The sequence below is a fragment of the Bradyrhizobium sp. 613_E4_N2_2 genome (assembly GCF_052075995.1).
GTDB lineage: Bacteria > Pseudomonadota > Alphaproteobacteria > Rhizobiales > Xanthobacteraceae > Bradyrhizobium > Bradyrhizobium barranii.
The window spans coordinates 2,585,031-2,601,249 of sequence record NZ_CP197234.1 but is presented as its reverse complement, the minus strand read 5'-3'; the positions used below and the strand labels follow the sequence as shown (position 1 = coordinate 2,601,249).

Sequence of the window (16,219 nt, the reverse complement as noted above, 5' to 3'; positions counted from 1 at the left end):
TCTCGCGGCGGGGCCGGAAAACTCGTTCACCGCCCGGATAGATCGTTGATGCGTCCCCTGGATCCCGTGACATCGAAGCAGCGCGTGGCTTACGGCCTCGCGTTCTTCGTGCTGTTCGTTGCCCTCTGGTCGTGGGCGACGCTCGGCGGCCATGTGTCGAAGACCTTTCTCGCCAACCCGCTGACCATGATGCAGGAAGGCTATGACCTGCTCGCCAAGCAGGGCTTCCTGTTCGACATCGGCATGACGATCTGGCGCGTCGTCGGCGGCTTCGCGCTCGCGGCGATCATCGCGGTTCCGCTCGGCGTGCTGATGGGCGCCTACAAGCCGGTTGAAGCGTTCCTCGAACCGTTCGTCTCCTTTGCTCGCTATTTGCCTGCCTCGGCCTTTATCCCGCTGCTGATCCTGTGGGCCGGCATCGGCGAATTGCAGAAGCTGCTCGTCATCTTCATCGGCGCGGTGTTCCAGATCATCCTGATGATCGCCGTAACCGTGGGCACCACGCGGCGCGATCTGGTCGAGGCGGCCTATACGCTCGGGGCCAGCGACCGCGGCATCATCCGCCGGGTGCTGCTGCCCTCCTCCGCACCCGAGATCGCGGAGATTCTGCGGCTGGTGCTGGGCTGGGCCTGGACCTATGTCATCGTCGCCGAGCTGATTGGCTCGTCATCGGGCATCGGCCACATGATCACCGACAGCCAGGCGCTGCTCAACACCGGCCAGATCATCTTCGGCATCATCGTGATCGGACTGATCGGTCTCCTCTCGGACTTCATGTTCAAGGCGTTCAACGCCTGGCTGTTTCCGTGGAGGCTCGCATGACCACGCTGAAGATCGAACAGGTCTCGCGAACCTTCCCCGCGCGCCACGGCAACGCACCGACCAGGGCGCTGGAGCCGACCGACCTCACCATCGGCAACAACGATTTCGTCACCATCCTCGGCCCCTCCGGCTGCGGCAAGTCCACGCTGCTTCGCATCGTCGCCGGTCTCGACCGGCCGACCAGCGGGCGCGTCACGCTCGACGGGCGCGAGGTGACCGGCCCGGGCGCCGATCGCGGCATGGTGTTCCAGTCCTACACGCTGTTTCCCTGGCTGAGCGTGCGCGAGAACATCGCCTTCGGCCTGCGCGAGCGCGGCGTGCCCGAGGCGGAGCGCAACAAGATCGCCGATGCCTTTATCCGCCAGGTCGGGCTGTCCGGCTTCGAGAACCACTGGCCGAAGCAGCTCTCCGGCGGCATGCAGCAGCGCACCGCGATCGCCCGCGCGCTCGCCAACGATCCAAAGATCCTGCTGCTCGACGAGCCCTTCGGCGCGCTCGACAACCAGACCCGCGCCCTGATGCAGGAGATGCTGCTGGGCATCTGGGAGCGCGACCAGAAGACCGTGCTGTTCGTCACCCACGACATCGAGGAAGCCATCTTCCTCGGCAGCCGCGTCATCGTGATGAGCGCGCGCCCCGGCCGTATCAAGGCAGAGATCAATGTGGACCTGCCGCATCCGCGCTCCTACAAGATCAAGACCACGCCCGAATTCGTCCAGTTGAAGGAACGGCTTGTCGAGGAGATCCGCACCGAGGCGCTGAAGGTTGCCGAACATGCCTGACACCAAGCCGCGTGCCGATGGGCAACGCGTTCTCGCCGATCTCAATGCGCTCCGTGCCATCGGCGCCTACAAGACCGGCGTGCACAAGCCGACCTTCTCCGAGCCGCACAAACTGTCGCTCGACTGGCTGGTGCAGAAGCTGCCCGACGCCGGCCTCACCGCCGCGATCGACGGCATCGGCAATGTGTTCGGCAGCAGCGCGAAGCCGGGGCCGAAGCTGCTGGCGGGCTCGCACCTGGAGAGCCAGAACTACGCCGGTTGGCTCGATGGCCCGCTCGGCGTCGTCTATGCGCTCGAAGCGGCCCGCGTGCTCAATGCCGATCCGTCCGTGAGGGGCGCGGTCGAAATCGCCGCCTGGTGCGACGAGGAAGGACATTTTGGGCACTTCCTCGGCTCGCGCTCCTATGTCGGACAGGTGACCGAGGCCGACATCGATGCCGCCCGCGACCGCACCAGCGGCCGCACCATGCGCGGCGCGCTCGCCGACATGGGGCTCTCGGGCCGCGCGCGCGTCGCGGCCGAGCCGGGACGGCACGTCGGATATCTGGAGGCGCATATCGAGCAGGGCGACACGCTCGAAAGCGGCAAGCTGGCGATCGGCGTGGTGACCTCCATCGTCGGCATCTGGCAATACCAGATCAATTTCGTCGGCGAGCAGAACCATGCCGGCACCACCCGCATGGCGGCGCGAAAAGATGCCGGCCTCGCGCTGGCCAAGTTCTGCGTCGCGATCGACGAGCGGTTCCCAGGCGCCTGTGGCCCGCGCACGGTCTGGACCACCGGCCGCATCACGCTCGATCCCGGCGCGCCGAGCATCATTCCGGGCAAGGCCGAATTGCTGTTCCAGATCCGCGACGACGATCCGGCTGTGATCTCGCGGCTGGAGCAATTGCTGCGGACCATGTCGGAAGAGGCCAACGCGAAGGGCCCTTGCACCGTCACCGTGGAGAAGATTCGCACCGGCGCGCCCGCGATGATGAACGCCGGCTTCCAGGACGCCATCGAAGCCGCGAGCAAGGCCCTTGCCAGCGGACGATCCATTCGCATGCCCAGCGGCGCCGGCCACGACGCGCAGCTGCTCGCGACCGTCATGCCCGCGGGCATGCTGTTCGTGCCGTCGATCGGCGGCATCAGCCACCACTGGACCGAGAACACCGCCGACGCCGACATCGTCACGGGCGCGCAGGTCTTCGTCGACGCCTGCCGGCGGCTCCTCGGTGGTTAGAACGACGTGCCGCCGCATCTGAACTCCTGGACGATGTCGTACTTGCCCTTCGTGATCGGCACGGCATAGCCGAAGCGCAGCGTTCAACCACACCCGCCTCTGGAATGCTGGGTCGCCCGCCTTCGCGGGCGATGACAGCGCGTGTTGCAGACACACCATCGCATTCTCGCGGCTCATTTCGCCCGAGCTTTGCTTCGTCGTTCCACCCTCGAAGCCAAGAGGGCGCAGGGAAGGCCGGGTGCTGACCTCGCACCCGCGGTCCGCTGCGCGAAAGGTAGCGCAAGGAAACCGCACAGCAGCATACAGGTGGTGCCAATCACTCGGCCTTCCCTGCGCAGGGAAGAATTAATGAGCAAAAAATGTAGCTAAATCAATTCCATGTGGTTGTTGTGTTTACATTTGTGTCGCGATCCGGTGACGGTTCGGCCGCGAAAATATATATGAATGCCTATGAACCCCTGTGGATGGCGGTGAAGGCTGGCGGCGGTCGCTCCCACCAGTGCACTGAGTGATTTTGCGCGTCTCGGGCAATCAGGGTTATGCACGCCAGAGGGCTTTTGGTTCCGCTAAGTCATTAATGGATATAAACAATTTGAAGATGTGATCCGAAGCGAGTGTTGCAGCTCGGCTACAGCAACCACGGGGCGAACGAACTACTGTTGATTCGTCGGGCGGGGCTTATCGCCCTATCGAACTGCTTTCTGAGGAGATTACTTGTATGAAAAAATTTCTGGTTGCTGCGGTCGGGATGATGGCCGTTGGATTGTCCGCTCCGGCGTCGGCGGCTGACTTGGCGGCGCGTCCGTACACCAAGGCACCGCCTCCGATCGTGGCACCGATCTACGACTGGACCGGCTTCTACATCGGCGGCAATGGTGGCTGGGCGCAGAACCACAACTGCGTGGATTTCCTTGACGCGGCCGGCGTAGCCGTAGCTTCCGGCTGCCGCGATCGGTCCGGTGGCGTCATCGGCGGCCAGCTCGGTTATCGCTGGCAGGCCAGCCAGTGGGTGTTTGGCCTGGAAGCCCAGGGCGATTGGGCGGATCTCAGCAACCAGCGCGTCAGCCTGATCGATGCTTCGCTCTCCACTCGCACCAAAACCAGTGCCATCGGCCTCTTCACCGGCCAGATCGGCTACGCCTGGAATGCGTCACTGTTCTACGTGAAGGGCGGCGCGGCGGTGACAGACAACCGCTTAAGCGTCATCGATAATGCCTTCGGCACCGAGCTCGCCGCGCAAAGCGCTACCCGCTGGGGTGGTGTCATTGGTGTTGGATACGAGTATGGCTTCACCCCGAATTGGTCGGTGGGCGTCGAATACGACCATTTGTTCATGGGGCACCGGAATAATTCGTTCACGGTCGCTGATCCGCGACTTGCCGCCTTTGTGAACGACCGGATCACGCAGGACGTGGACATGATCACGCTGCGCTTCAATTACCGCTTCGGCGGTTATGGCGCCCCGATCGCAGCGCGTTACTGATTTCCTCCAGCGAACTTAAGCCCCGGCGTCGTCCGGGGCTTTTCTTTATCTCTCGACAACGCGGCGGTCCCGCTTAGGAAAAAGCCGGTAGGACCACTCAGGCGGTGCAGACGCCGATAACGCCGAGCATCTGCCTCATTGAGGATCAAGATCGCGATTTGCATGGCGCGGGAAAGCCTGTCCATAAGGGCAATTGAAAGGCGCCGCAAGGTCATCGATGGTCGATGCGCGTTCGAGCCTCAGCCCGAGGCCTGGCCTTAACAACCTCCAAGCCCCGGCCTGCCCCAAACCCAAGGCCGGGGTTTTTTCTCGGCTGCGCGAGGCCCTCGCCAGTGCCCTCTGAGCCAGGCGATCGCCTCATCGAGGCTGTCGGCGCACAGCGCCGGGCCAGGCGCGCCGGCATCACCGGCGGCTCACACCAGGCCGACGCCGAGGACCGGCGGGTGCTCGACAGATTGTTGGCGGACGCCCTCACTGCGGAGCGAAATACCCTCAACGAAGGGACCAATGTCAGCTACAAAGAGAAGGAAAACCGAGGCAAGTCCTCTGCGGAAAATCTAAGAATGGCTAGCAATCAGGCCCCGCTTTTACTTTACCCCGCCGAGTTTCGGTCGCTCCGTTCATAAAGAAGATGGCGCTAGACACGACCGATGCACACGCTACGTTAGTCCGATAGTTTGGTAGTCGCGTACTGGTGGCGGACGTGAGCTTTCAGATGTCGATACTCAAAATCCTCGCCGGCCAGCCCGATGGCCGGGCCAGTCTTGACGTCGTCAAGCAACACCTGGCTCTTTTCTACACCAGCGGACCCGAGTGGACCGGTCGCATGAAGCTTCTGGCTGCGCGGGCACCAGACCTCGATATCTTCGGCCAAAAGCTGATCGCGCGCGAGCCAGGCGAGTGGCGTATCACGGACGCGGGCCGGGACTTGCTCTCGGCGGTTGAGCAGCCACCTACGACCGTATCTAAAGATCTTACGCTCGGCGAGCTGATCGAGAATCTGCCGGCCAGCGAGTTTGCCTCGCCGCCCCCGCCCCCGCAACGTCGTCTAGAAGAGCACAAGCGTCGCCGCGGCATCCAACGCCGGGTCGCACGAACGCGCAGATCGGCATAAGAGCTCCCGACTACCTTATCGCTCCTCGACCAATGGCGCTCATGACGTCGAAGAAAAGCGCGAGCGGGAACCGTGACGAACCTGCCTTCAAAAGATCACCTTCGGTGAGATGCGCGCCTCCGGCGCCCGCGACGTCCTGAACTACACCGCGACTATGGCTGCTGCCAGCATGTCGACGCCAGCGCTGACGGCTGGGTCCTCCAGTTCAACGCCGCCGACTATCTTGGCGCTGCATTGACCGGCGATGGACGTGACATCGAGGCCTGGCAACCCGCAAAGTTACCGTTCTGAAGGACAAAGATTGCCCTCTGCGAGGCCGGCCTCTGGGACGCCGTTACAGACCCAGCACCAGCGTATACGCGAAAGATGCTGAAAGAACGCTCAGCCCAATAATGGCGACTTTGAAAACGAGGTCTGGCGCTGCCACGATGCCCTCCACGAGTTCGCAAATCACTTGAATCTTACGCTTTATTCCGGAGGTTGCAATTCGGCTTCACAACGTCAACGATGCGATCAACGCGAGACCAAACGCGGCTGATGCCCAGACCAGTGATTGGTAAATCCAGTACCGACGGCGATTTCATGACGCGCCTTCCTCGCATGAGGAGGCCGCTCGATAGGCAGCTGCGCCATTGAGCCAGATCAATGAACGTCGTTAATCACATTCTAAAAAGCGCGAAAGAGAGCAGCGCCACCGGCAGCATGCCGACAGCAATGACTGCGATCCGAAGGAGCACTTCCCGCCACATGGGTAATCGTAACGGGCCGCGCCCCAAGGGGGCTGCAGTTCGTGCCAGCTTGACCGAAACAGTAAGAGGAATTCGGCAAAAAGCTGCGCGACTAGAAGGGTCTACGCCCTCGGGAGACCAATGACCGCAGAACGGTCAACAAATATAAGCTCGCGATCACGCCAGCGTCCGACCAAACGCCAGCTGGCATTAATCGCATGGACGGTGGCCCACCCGGCTCGGGACGCAAGCTTCAGCGAGAGGGCCATGATCGCCGACAAGCTGACCCGGTGGCTGACCCAGGCTGAGCAGCATCAGGTCTCGAAATTCATCGCGGACGAAACGGCGATGCGCAAAGCACTCAACAAGCGGGTCACGAAGCGATAGCCGCCAAGTGCGGATGAGGACGCACGGGCCAGCCCACTTTGACGGGAGGCGATCTCACTTGCCTTCCGACTTCGCGATCTCTGCAAGGTTCTCAAGCTGGCTCCCAAGCGCTGCCCAGCTCCGTGAGATGTTCGTCAGCACGGTCGCTCGGCGGGGTGAATTCCTCGGATCAGCGGCACGTAGTTTGTACTCGGCGGCATAAGCGCGGCATTGTTCAGCTGTAGGCACGTTGTCCCCTTGTGCGCATCAGTGTCACTGTCGTGTGACCGATGGCGATGAGACGATCATCACCATTGCAAGGAAGCCGACACAATCAGGAGAAGCCGCGATGCAGCTATGGGGCTTTGCCGTGCCCCACGATGCGGCGGCCCGTCACCAGACCGATACACGACGCCAGCGAGCACAACCGCGCTGACGGCAACAGTGACAATGCTCCACTGTCCCTTGGTACAGTACCATCGCGTCAGTCGCCAAATACTATGCTTCACTCCACCTTGGGGTGGAGCTTATCGTTCCGCGCACCGAGACGTATTCGATTGGCTAAAAATCAATAAAAGAGTAGCCCGCATGTTTGTGCGTAATACTACGGGGCGGTCCCTCTGCCCTAATTCGCTCACTGACCTTGGCATCACGAGCGAATCAAATCCGGGCGTCAGTTCGAGTGTATTGATCTACAAAAAGGGGAAAGCAATTTTCAGTGAGAAGGAATCTGCCGAATACGTCTATCAAGTAATCAGGGGAGCGGCGCGCAGTTACAAACTGCTCTCTGACGGTCGACGCCAGATTGGCGCATTCCATTTGGCCGGAGATATTTTCGGGCTGGAGAACAGTGGGACGCATCGATTTACGACCCAGGCGGTGGTCGAGACGACGCTTCGCCTGATCAGACGGCAAACTCTAGAAATGGTCGCCGAAACCGATCCAGCTGTCTCGCGCAACCTACTCCGTATGACTACCAGCAACCTCGAGCACGCGGAAAATCATATGCTGCTGCTTGGCCGTAAATCGTCATCGGAGAGAGTTGCCGCGTTCTTGCTGGAGATGGACAAGCGCCTGACCGCCACTAACTCAATGGCACTCCCCATGTACCGTCGCGATATAGCTGACTACCTCGGCTTAGCACTCGAAACGGTGTGTCGTGTTCTATCCAGGCTGCATGGAGCGGGCGTACTTGATTTCACCGCTGGTAGTCACCGGGAAATCGTACTTCTCGACCGAGAGCGGCTGGCAAACCTCGATCCACCAGATTAGGTCCAGTTCAGGACGAAGCTGAGTGCCCTCGAAGCAGGCTAAGTGCGGCCGGCCGTAGCGGAGTTGACGGGTGTTCGAGATGACGAACCTAAAATCCAGAGCCGTTTATTTGGTTCTTCTCGTGGTTCAACTGACAGGAGCACTCTTCATAATCTTGGACGGCCTGCCCGAATTTAGGCACTTGATAATCCATCCCGGTGAGCAGTTGCCGTTCGAACGGTCCGATAACCTTGCTAGGCCCGTCATTATCATTGCGATGCAGGTCGCCTATTGGTATCGCCTGCGACGCGTTCCGCTCCCACCTCCGCGCTCGAATCCGATCCTGAGTCACCTGTTTCTGTTTCTGGGGCGTCTCGCCTTTATTTTCGGCGGCTCGCTATTCGGTGTCGTGTTCTTCAGACATTTGCCGGAGATCAATCAGGGCGCCGATCTTTGGCTCATGTTCCGCCGGGGACTGCAACTCGTCGTATCGTTGTTCACGCTATTCTGCGTCACGCTTGAACTGGAACGACTGGGGCGTGCGCTTGGAGGCAGCCAATAGAACTGACGGATGCCGGCCCTCCGCATCGTGACTGACATTTTTCCATTTAGCTTCTTGCCCCCAACTACCTCAATACCTGCGGTCGCATTGGCACAAAGGGCACTAGCCAAACACCCAGGTTCTGCTTGTCTGGGGCACGCCTTGCCCATCTTTCCAGCCCCCAAGCTTTCTTAGATTGGCGAGAACGTAGAAGGCCCCGGCGCGGTCAGCAACTTCGCCGGGGCCGGTTAACACGTGGGGTAGCTAAGACGATGGACGCAGAGGCTGAGCGGCAACGCGGATTGGAATTGGGACGCCGCTGGGCGGAGCATGCTTCGGCGCATGAGCTTACGACTATGGTGAGCGGCTCGTTCGATGATCTCAGCCAAATTCTGCCAGCGGATACGTCTGATCATTTCGTCGGCGGCTTTCGCGAGGGCGTGTTGCGCGTCTGGCGCGGGGCTTAGGCCTCAGCACAAGGGCGCCCGGATGGGGGACCAAGCACCCTTGCACCCCCATCGTTGGCCGATCCAGGTGTGAGTTCTAAGGGACTGCTGGACAAGCCGACGAACGCTGGATTACCGAGCGAATCAATAGCTGAGTCCCTTGCCGCAATTGAGGCGGTTGCATTTTTCGACAATGCGGCACTGACCAACAGTGCCTTACCGCCGCACTCCCACGCGATTGACGCCGCCATTTGCGTTGCCGCCGACGTTATGACGGACCGCAGCGCGCGCCACGGGACGAGGCCTGAGCACGACGCCAGCCCTCGCAACGCACCCGACCGGATATTCAACGTACTGGCAATACACGACCGCCTTGGCTGGCGTTGGATTGAGCGTGAGACCCGCCAACCCCAACAGGAAGCTGGCGGCAATCCCGGCAACTGTCGCCGACTTGATCGAGAGACTCTTTGTCCGATGCATGGTGATCCTCCCTTTCGCCGCGAACCGATGGAGATGCACCGGGCGGCCAAGCGTTTGTGAGCGGTAAGGAGACTAGGTGATGTTGACGTAGGTCAACGCTGGAGGCGACGTCGCTCTCAATAGCACGGGGGGTATGGATAGTAACCGCATTGCCGGCGGTGATAGTACGCTCCCGTGGCCGCTGCTCCGACGGCAGCCGCACCTACAGCAGCTCCATAGTACCCGCGCCGATACGCGCGTCTATGCACTCGCCTATTAACCCCCGCAACGCTGCCAGGTGTGAGCGGACGACCGACACGAGCGTCAGCTTTCTCGACGGAGATAACGACAGTCCCTTCTGGTGACCAGTGAAACGACACGGGCGCCAAGCACAACATCGCTGCACCGAGGGCCGCGCCGAGCACCGTTGAATTTTTCATGTTCTTGCTCCTAATTGGTTTCTTGGGACGTGCTGGTGGACGCGCGGCTACTTTTTCTCTTCGGCAGCACCGTCATGCCGCTCTTCGCGCCGCTCCGTGCGCCCCGTCCGTCGCGCCTGACGCCGTTCTGTTCGCCCTGTCCGTCGATCCTGACGCCGTTCGGTGCGCCCCGTGCGTCGTTCCTGACGCCGCTCCGTACCCGACTGCGGTGTCTCAGTGGAAGGCGCTGCGGGCGTGGTCGGTGCGGTTGAGGTCTGAGCGCCAGCATCTGACACCACCAGAATTGCAGGCGAGGCCACGAGCCCGAACACGGCTGCGTATCCACAAAGAGCAAGAGCGCCTCGACGGCTGACCATCGATTCCGAACGTTCACCCATATCTCAAACTCCCGGTCTCCCGCCCTTTTGCAACTGGTCCATATTCCGGAGTGTGATTATTGATCTAAATCAACCTTGAGGCATGCGCTCGCCGACGATGGACGCTGGCAACGGCACGAGCCTTTACCCACGCCAGCGCGAGGGGGCGTCTCCGAAACAGACCCGCGCTGTGCGCAAATCCAAGACGGAACCCCGCAGCCGGCTCGTTCGGGTGAAACGTGGATGGAGCGAAAAGAATGAAGAAGATCTTGTTGAGTGGTGTGGGCTTGCTGGCAGTGAGCATGGCGGCACCCGCGTCAGCGGCTGATCTGGCTGCTAAACCTTACGTCAAGGCCCCGCCCCCGGTGGTCGCGCCGATCTATGATTGGACCGGTTTCTACATCGGTGCTAACGGCGGTTGGGGGCAAAGCCACGGTTGTGTGGATTTCGTGACGCCCGCAGGAACAGTCGCAGGTGGTTGCGCCGATCGCTCCGGGGGCCTCGCGGGCGGACAGATCGGGTACCGCTGGCAAACCAACCAGTTTGTGCTCGGCCTCGAAGCGCAGGGAGATTGGGCCAACATCAAGAACACGCGCGTCAGTCTAATCGATCCATTGATCTCGACCACAGGCAAGATCGACGGCATCGGGTTGTTGACGGCGCAACTCGGTTGGGCGTGGAACGCCTCCCTATTCTACGTGAAGGGCGGCGCCGCCGTGACGCGCAATCGCTTCGATATCTTCAACAACATCACCGGTGTCGGCTTGGCCTCGGCAGGCCACACGCGCTGGGGCGGCGCCCTGGGCGTCGGCTGGGAATACGGCTTCACGCCCAACTGGTCGCTCGGTATCGAATACGACCACCTCTGGATGGGGCGTGATAATTCCGGCTTCGCAGGCGTGGTTACTCCCGGAGGGTTCACCCTGACCGGGAGCGGCGTCAGCCAAGATGTGGATATGGTCACGCTTCGGCTGAACTATCGCTTCGGTGGATACGGTGCCCCGATCGCGGCGAGATACTGATCACACCAGTCGCGCAGGCCAAAGCCCCGGTTCGCCGGGGCTTTTTTGCGGGTTAACCATCCCAAGCGCTTGCTGCATCTTAAAATATCTAGGGTCAGAAGCAGCGGTCAAGACAAGTGCGGCTCGACACCGGTTGACCGACGACAGCCGACATTGAACCGGCACCAGATGCGATTGTGAAATGGTTCACAGATCGCAAAAAAGTTCGGGGAACGTTCCTTCGAACGTTTCTTGTTTCTGTCATCTAAGTGCGCAAGAATTGGAGGGCCAGGATTTAAAGCCCCGGCCAAGGGGAATTTCGGCGTTGGGAGGAAAAATATTCTGCTCCAGCGACGACTAGGAATGTTGCCTCGGGGCACCTCACCCATGAAGCAAAAAGGAAATGAGACAGTAGCGTCAAGGAAGGCGATGATGATTGACGACCAGTTGGCGCGTGCACACCGCAACAATATTCAACGCTATCGCCACTTATTGCAGACTAGCGTGACAGAGGTCGAGCGCCAGTTTGTCGAAAGGCGCTTGAGTGAAGAGCAATCGAAGCTCGAACTATTGATCGTCTCGTTCTCAAATGAAGTGCACCACGATCCTTTCAGAGGACCGGACAGCCGCTTGACTTAAGTCGTTCAAGCGGTGGTGGACCGGCGGTCGCTGCCCGTCGGCAAACTTCTCCGCATCGGACCGGCAACCCGCGCGAAGATGAGCTCGCTTAGTGTCTACACTGGCCCGACATGCGAACTCAGACGTTGGAGTTCATGCAAGCCAACTTTGGCAAAGAGGCGCGCGCTTTCCGCCATCGGACGTATCCGATCATTTCGTTGGCGGCTTTCGCGAAGGCGAGCTGCGCGTCTGTCACGAGCCTAGGCTCAGCACGTACGCTCGATGCGGAACCGAGCGCCTTGTACCCCCATCGTTGGCGGTCACGAGGTTACTCTCTAGATCGTGGCACAAGTCTAGCTGCACTCGTTTCCAAATTCGCCCATCGAAAGCAGCGTTCTAAAACATAGCGCATTCGAGAATTTTTCCTCTCCCTTCATGCGGGCAAAGCGTGCCTTCATGCGCCGCCCGACATGACCCGTACAATCACGGTGCTAGAATCGCAGCTCTCCTGTTAGAAACCGTCAGACCTACCTCCCCATGTAGTGGGATATCCTGCTCGGAATGAGATCGGTCGCTGGTTCATCGCGGCGGAGCTTGGGCGAGAGCTGCTGCTCGTCACTGCGCTCTTCTAGGTCACGGCTGACGTAAGTCTTGGGGAGTCACGTGTTGGGGTTTGTGCATGTTGTGGATGACGACAGTGCCTTCCGAATAGCAGTCGAACGTCGCCTCAAACTCGCCGGGTACGAAGTGGCGACCTATGCGTCGGCTGAGCAGTCGTTGGATCGACTACCGGACGACTGTAGACCCGGCTGCATTCTCCTCGATGTGCGACTACCGGGAGTGAGCGGTCCTGAGCTCCAGGCGCAATTATACGAACTCGGTTCGACGTTGCCGATTATATTCTTTACGGGCTTTCCCGACATCCAGACCACCGTACAGGCCATCAAGGCGGGCGCAGAAGATTTTCTGATCAAGCCCGCATCTTCCGACGACCTACTTCGCGCAATTGAGTGCGCGTTCGCTCGTTACGAAGTCACGCGCGCCAAAAAGGAGGAGCTGGATGCGGCTCGCGCTCGTGTCACGGCACTAACGCCGCGTGAGCGGCAAGTGTTCGAGCTTGTGGTTCAGGGCAAGATCAACAAGCAAATCGCGTACGCTATAGGCTGTACCGAGCGTACGATTAAGGCACATCGCCATCAGGTGATGGAAAAAATGCAGGTCCAGTCATTGGCGGAACTTGTCGCCATTGCCGAGCGTATGGGCTATCGCCCGAACGGGCCGTCTCCTCACCTGCCTTAGACGAACCATAAGCGGTTCCAGCGGTTTGACAGGAGTAACGCGCTCATTGGACCCAGCAAAACTCGGCTGCGTCTTCGTCCGTGAAATCAGGCATTAACTCTTCCTATTGACACAAAGTGCAATAGCCAAACACTCCGCCTGTGATTGTCTAACAACGCGCTTTTTAGATCTCTCACAGAGCCCTAGGCCCCCAAGATCGGCGGCAGCGCGCTCGGCCCCGGGGCGGGCGCAAGTCCTCGCCGGGGCCGCTTAAACGTTGGATGATCGAGGACGGGGACGCGGAGCAGGAGCGACAACGTGGTTTGCAACTAGGCCGCCGATGGGCGGCGAATGGTCCGGCGCATGTGCGTGCGACAAGGCTCGAAGCTTGAACTCGGGATCTAGCCGGGGGTAAAATGACGCCGACTTGGTACGTTACCTTTGAAGCTCAGAAGCGTGGCATCCTGCCAAAAAGCCGCAGCCCTCGCGGGACAAAGACGTTTGCAACAGAACATGAAGCAAAGGCGTTCGCTATAACGAGGCTAGGTGGTTTGGCGCTATTTGCCGGCACGATCAATCCGCATTCTCCCAAACAACTTATTCCATCGTCGCGCGTCCATACTTGGCTCTATGGGGAACAGGTGGAAGGCGGCGGGTCGTAGAAATTACGGTGTCGGAGTCGAATGGGTGCCGGCTTGACGTGCATCCAGACAAGCCTTAATTGGCGGCGACGGCGGCAGGCGGACTAGACCCCAGCGTCTCAGTAAACGGCCCGATAACCGCAAATCTCCATCATCGGCCCGACTAGCGCATAATCATCATCACGAACTCACACAGAGCCGTCGCTGACCTCAACCCGGCGACGGCCGTTTTGTTGGTTGCACTGATGGACTATCGAGCTTTCACGAACGACAGTCTCACGATGATGTACGAGAGCATTCGGGGGGCTCTCGCGTCGGACGACGCTCAGAAGGCTGCCGGTGAACAGCCTCGCTTCAAGGTTCGTGAAACATCAGATTGGAAGGCGCACGCGGCAAATCTAGAAACCGAAATGCTGCGACGAGGCATGTTCTTCGAGATCATCGATTGGTCCGAAGATCAGGCACAACTGCCCCTCTAAAGGCGCGTCCTGGATTTTTGCAGTGCATCCTGTTCGATAGCGCCCCAAGTACCAATAGCCTTCTCACGAAATTGGCTACAATGTTCCTCGCGCCACTGCAACTGGTAGGCCGGCTATTCGAGGACCGGTCCATGAAGGACATGACAACGCAATTAGAGAAGCTGCGAGTGGATGCGGCGGAATGCGCTTTGATCCGGGACCTTGCTACGGACCCCAAGAAGCGCGAGCTTTTCGCTCGCTTGGCTGACCATCTTCAAGTGCTCGCGGCCGAAGTGGAGAGCGCCGTTGGCGCAGGTCGAAACCCGAACGCACCCGACGGCGCGAAATAGATCCCATTAGCATCATCTCACCCCAGCCTTATCAGAGCGAGGACGGCGCAAGCGAGCCTGCACCAGCGTGTTACTTAGGAGCATTCTTCGTAGGGGCTTTGGCGAAAACAAGCATGCTTTCCGGCATATTTCCTCCCCTTTGGGTTGCCCGCTCCCTTGGCCGGATCATTTAGACGAAGCAGCTTCGATCATTTCTCGAACGCCCGCGATTTCGCACCGGGCAAGCCTCGGATCTGTGCGGCGTTCGGGATGCCGACTGCCGACGCGTTGCGGGTCGGATACATCAACAAAGTTCTTCCGCCCATCCCCGCTAACAGCAGACATCCTCAGAAGCAGTCGGCAGGTCTGAAAAGGAGCCACAAGCAGACATCGGCACCGGATCGATCACCTCGTTCGCGCTCAGTAGGAACGATCCGAGCGTCGTTGACGACGTAAAGTGCGTCAGCGCGACCATTGAGCGATGAGCGGCACCACATGCCGCCGCGGCGGTGAGGCCCCGCTCGGCCCGCGGGTGCGGCAACTCCTGCCAACCACTCAACGGAAATTTACTGGTGCGCTCGTTCGGCGGCGGCGGTCGCGGTGCCCATGTATTTCGATTGGAAATGAGCAACCCGCTCGCGCCACATTCCGACGAACGCCTCCGACGTCAGCTTCTCTACCGATTTCCACGCCTCTTTGACGGCTGGAAGCGTATTGCCCCAGATCGCGCGCCTGCACCATTTTTCGCCCTTCTCCCTACCTTCGCTGGTGGCGCACATCGATTTCCAGGCGATGCGATTGGGTTGACTGAGGTGCTCCGCGGCGCCTTCCCAGCCCTGCTGATGGATCAAGTAAAGATCGTTCAAGTCCGACTTCCTGTGCGTCACCCACTCGAACAGAATGCCTTCGGTGATGACCTTGTAGGCTGCCGCAACGGCATTATCGCGGGGATTAAGAATGTCTCCGGAGCCGAACTTTCTGAACTCGTATTTGCTCAGCTGGAACAGCCCGATATACGACCCGGTGCGTTGCTTGGGGTCGAAACCGGACTCGACCTTGGCCACCGCCTTCATGAAAGTGAAATCCAGACCGAAAGCGTCGGACGCGCGCTTGATCTCTTCCACCGGCGTTCCGACCGGGATGTCCTTGAACGAACGCAAGACGATCGCCGCCGGCTTCTCGGCAGGCGGCAGTTCGGACCAGACATAACAAATGAGATACCGGAAATCCTGCGGCCCCTTGCTGGAGGCACCGCCGGGTGCATCGCACATTGTCGGCGCCGGTTGGGCGACATAACGGTGACCCAAGTCCACCGATTCCTGCACAGGCGGTAAATCGGCCGACGGCATCTGCGACGGATCGGGCAACGCGGCCACGACGATCGAGTCCGGCTTATCTGATGCCGCCGTCGTGTCGGTGGTCATCCCTGCCGCGGATTCATCGGCCGTCGCCACTTCGGCGTTCGCGACAACGGTGTTAGCGACAACGGTGTTAGCGACAACGGTGTTAGCGACAACGGCGTTGTCCATTGCGATTGCCTGCGGTTCATCCGCGAGCCTGGCGTTGGCGGCGAAAGATGCTGCGCGGTCCTCGATTGGCACTGCGCGGGTGTTCTCGGTGCCGGCCGAACCGAAGCCAGCCAACCAGCCAGTGATCCACCCCGCGAGAACGACCGTTCCGCAAAAGGTCGGCGCCACTATCGTAAATCGCCGCGGGTTCATGATGCTGTCGCCTCCATAGGCTCCGCCGGAGCCGTGTAGAAAAGCCAAGCATGCGAAGAGCCTCATTCTTGGGATCAATGTGCGTTGCGCAATGGCGGAAACGGCCGCTCGTCGATATTTCCAAAGCATGTTGCCCGATTGCAACGCGTCGACCGCAAGC

At 60.1% G+C, this 16,219-nt stretch carries 14 protein-coding genes; 12 read left to right on the top strand and 2 right to left on the bottom strand.

What is annotated here, in order from left to right:
• Positions 1-48: 48 nt before the first annotated feature.
• From AB7290_RS12250 to AB7290_RS12220, 7 genes are all read left to right on the top strand, one after another.
• On the top strand, positions 49-822 hold the full coding sequence (locus tag AB7290_RS12250; RefSeq protein ID WP_071911576.1) for an ABC transporter permease: 774 nt from the start codon (positions 49-51) through the stop codon (positions 820-822).
• Entirely contained in the window at positions 819-1,604 is a 786-nt protein-coding gene (locus tag AB7290_RS12245; protein ID WP_063981932.1) for an ABC transporter ATP-binding protein, read from the top strand. Before AB7290_RS12250 ends, AB7290_RS12245 begins: the two co-directional genes overlap by 4 nt.
• The gene (locus AB7290_RS12240) at positions 1,597-2,829 is read left to right on the top strand and encodes a Zn-dependent hydrolase (RefSeq protein WP_354096565.1); all 1,233 of its coding nucleotides are present in this window, start codon (positions 1,597-1,599) and stop codon (positions 2,827-2,829) included. The genes AB7290_RS12245 and AB7290_RS12240 overlap by 8 nt, the downstream gene beginning before the upstream one ends.
• A gap of 718 nt (positions 2,830-3,547) precedes the next feature.
• A complete protein-coding gene (locus AB7290_RS12235; protein ID WP_063981930.1) occupies positions 3,548-4,312 on the top strand; it encodes an outer membrane protein in 765 nt (254 codons plus the stop codon).
• A 715-nt stretch (positions 4,313-5,027) separates the two neighbouring features.
• Entirely contained in the window at positions 5,028-5,426 is a 399-nt protein-coding gene (locus AB7290_RS12230; protein WP_244623476.1) for a hypothetical protein, read from the top strand.
• Between the two features lie 1,682 nt (positions 5,427-7,108).
• Positions 7,109-7,792, top strand: a complete 684-nt coding sequence (locus AB7290_RS12225; protein WP_441253428.1) for a helix-turn-helix domain-containing protein — start codon at positions 7,109-7,111, stop codon at positions 7,790-7,792.
• Positions 7,793-7,871: 79 nt separating this feature from the next.
• Complete coding sequence (locus AB7290_RS12220) at positions 7,872-8,333, top strand: hypothetical protein (protein ID WP_283018915.1); 462 nt, start codon at positions 7,872-7,874, stop codon at positions 8,331-8,333.
• A 641-nt stretch (positions 8,334-8,974) separates the two neighbouring features.
• Here the strand turns inward: AB7290_RS12220 and AB7290_RS12215 are convergent.
• Positions 8,975-9,238, bottom strand: coding sequence for a hypothetical protein (locus tag AB7290_RS12215; RefSeq protein ID WP_084795037.1), 264 nt, complete (start codon positions 9,236-9,238; stop codon positions 8,975-8,977).
• Between the two features lie 1,032 nt (positions 9,239-10,270).
• Between AB7290_RS12215 and AB7290_RS12210 the strand changes: the two genes are divergently transcribed.
• The 5 genes from AB7290_RS12210 to AB7290_RS12190 all read left to right on the top strand — a co-directional run bounded on the left by AB7290_RS12210 (position 10,271) and on the right by AB7290_RS12190 (position 14,359).
• Positions 10,271-11,035 carry an outer membrane protein gene (locus tag AB7290_RS12210; RefSeq protein ID WP_063981924.1) on the top strand — a complete coding sequence of 255 codons (765 nt, stop codon included), beginning with the start codon at positions 10,271-10,273 and terminating at the stop codon, positions 11,033-11,035.
• A gap of 411 nt (positions 11,036-11,446) precedes the next feature.
• On the top strand, positions 11,447-11,653 hold the full coding sequence (locus AB7290_RS12205; protein ID WP_167768322.1) for a hypothetical protein: 207 nt from the start codon (positions 11,447-11,449) through the stop codon (positions 11,651-11,653).
• Between the two features lie 642 nt (positions 11,654-12,295).
• A complete protein-coding gene (locus AB7290_RS12200) occupies positions 12,296-12,931 on the top strand; it encodes a response regulator transcription factor (protein WP_063981922.1) in 636 nt (211 codons plus the stop codon).
• Positions 12,932-13,796: 865 nt separating this feature from the next.
• Positions 13,797-14,030, top strand: coding sequence for a hypothetical protein (locus tag AB7290_RS12195; RefSeq protein WP_063981921.1), 234 nt, complete (start codon positions 13,797-13,799; stop codon positions 14,028-14,030).
• Between the two features lie 131 nt (positions 14,031-14,161).
• On the top strand, positions 14,162-14,359 hold the full coding sequence (locus tag AB7290_RS12190) for a hypothetical protein (RefSeq protein WP_063986200.1): 198 nt from the start codon (positions 14,162-14,164) through the stop codon (positions 14,357-14,359).
• A gap of 545 nt (positions 14,360-14,904) precedes the next feature.
• Here the strand turns inward: AB7290_RS12190 and AB7290_RS12185 are convergent.
• Entirely contained in the window at positions 14,905-16,059 is a 1,155-nt protein-coding gene (locus AB7290_RS12185; RefSeq protein ID WP_441253427.1) for a transglycosylase, read from the bottom strand.
• Positions 16,060-16,219: the final 160 nt, after the last annotated feature.

Coding starts and splice junctions, on each gene's coding strand:
- AB7290_RS12205 (WP_167768322.1), top strand. CDS start 11,447: ATGATTGACGACCAGTTGGCGCGTGCACACCGCAACAATATTCAACGC.
- AB7290_RS12215 (WP_084795037.1), bottom strand. CDS start 9,238: ATGCATCGGACAAAGAGTCTCTCGATCAAGTCGGCGACAGTTGCCGGG.
- AB7290_RS12240 (WP_354096565.1), top strand. CDS start 1,597: ATGCCTGACACCAAGCCGCGTGCCGATGGGCAACGCGTTCTCGCCGAT.
- AB7290_RS12230 (WP_244623476.1), top strand. CDS start 5,028: ATGTCGATACTCAAAATCCTCGCCGGCCAGCCCGATGGCCGGGCCAGT.
- AB7290_RS12220 (WP_283018915.1), top strand. CDS start 7,872: ATGACGAACCTAAAATCCAGAGCCGTTTATTTGGTTCTTCTCGTGGTT.
- AB7290_RS12185 (WP_441253427.1), bottom strand. CDS start 16,059: ATGAACCCGCGGCGATTTACGATAGTGGCGCCGACCTTTTGCGGAACG.
- AB7290_RS12245 (WP_063981932.1), top strand. CDS start 819: ATGACCACGCTGAAGATCGAACAGGTCTCGCGAACCTTCCCCGCGCGC.
- AB7290_RS12190 (WP_063986200.1), top strand. CDS start 14,162: ATGAAGGACATGACAACGCAATTAGAGAAGCTGCGAGTGGATGCGGCG.
- AB7290_RS12195 (WP_063981921.1), top strand. CDS start 13,797: ATGGACTATCGAGCTTTCACGAACGACAGTCTCACGATGATGTACGAG.
- AB7290_RS12210 (WP_063981924.1), top strand. CDS start 10,271: ATGAAGAAGATCTTGTTGAGTGGTGTGGGCTTGCTGGCAGTGAGCATG.
- AB7290_RS12225 (WP_441253428.1), top strand. CDS start 7,109: ATGTTTGTGCGTAATACTACGGGGCGGTCCCTCTGCCCTAATTCGCTC.
- AB7290_RS12235 (WP_063981930.1), top strand. CDS start 3,548: ATGAAAAAATTTCTGGTTGCTGCGGTCGGGATGATGGCCGTTGGATTG.
- AB7290_RS12250 (WP_071911576.1), top strand. CDS start 49: ATGCGTCCCCTGGATCCCGTGACATCGAAGCAGCGCGTGGCTTACGGC.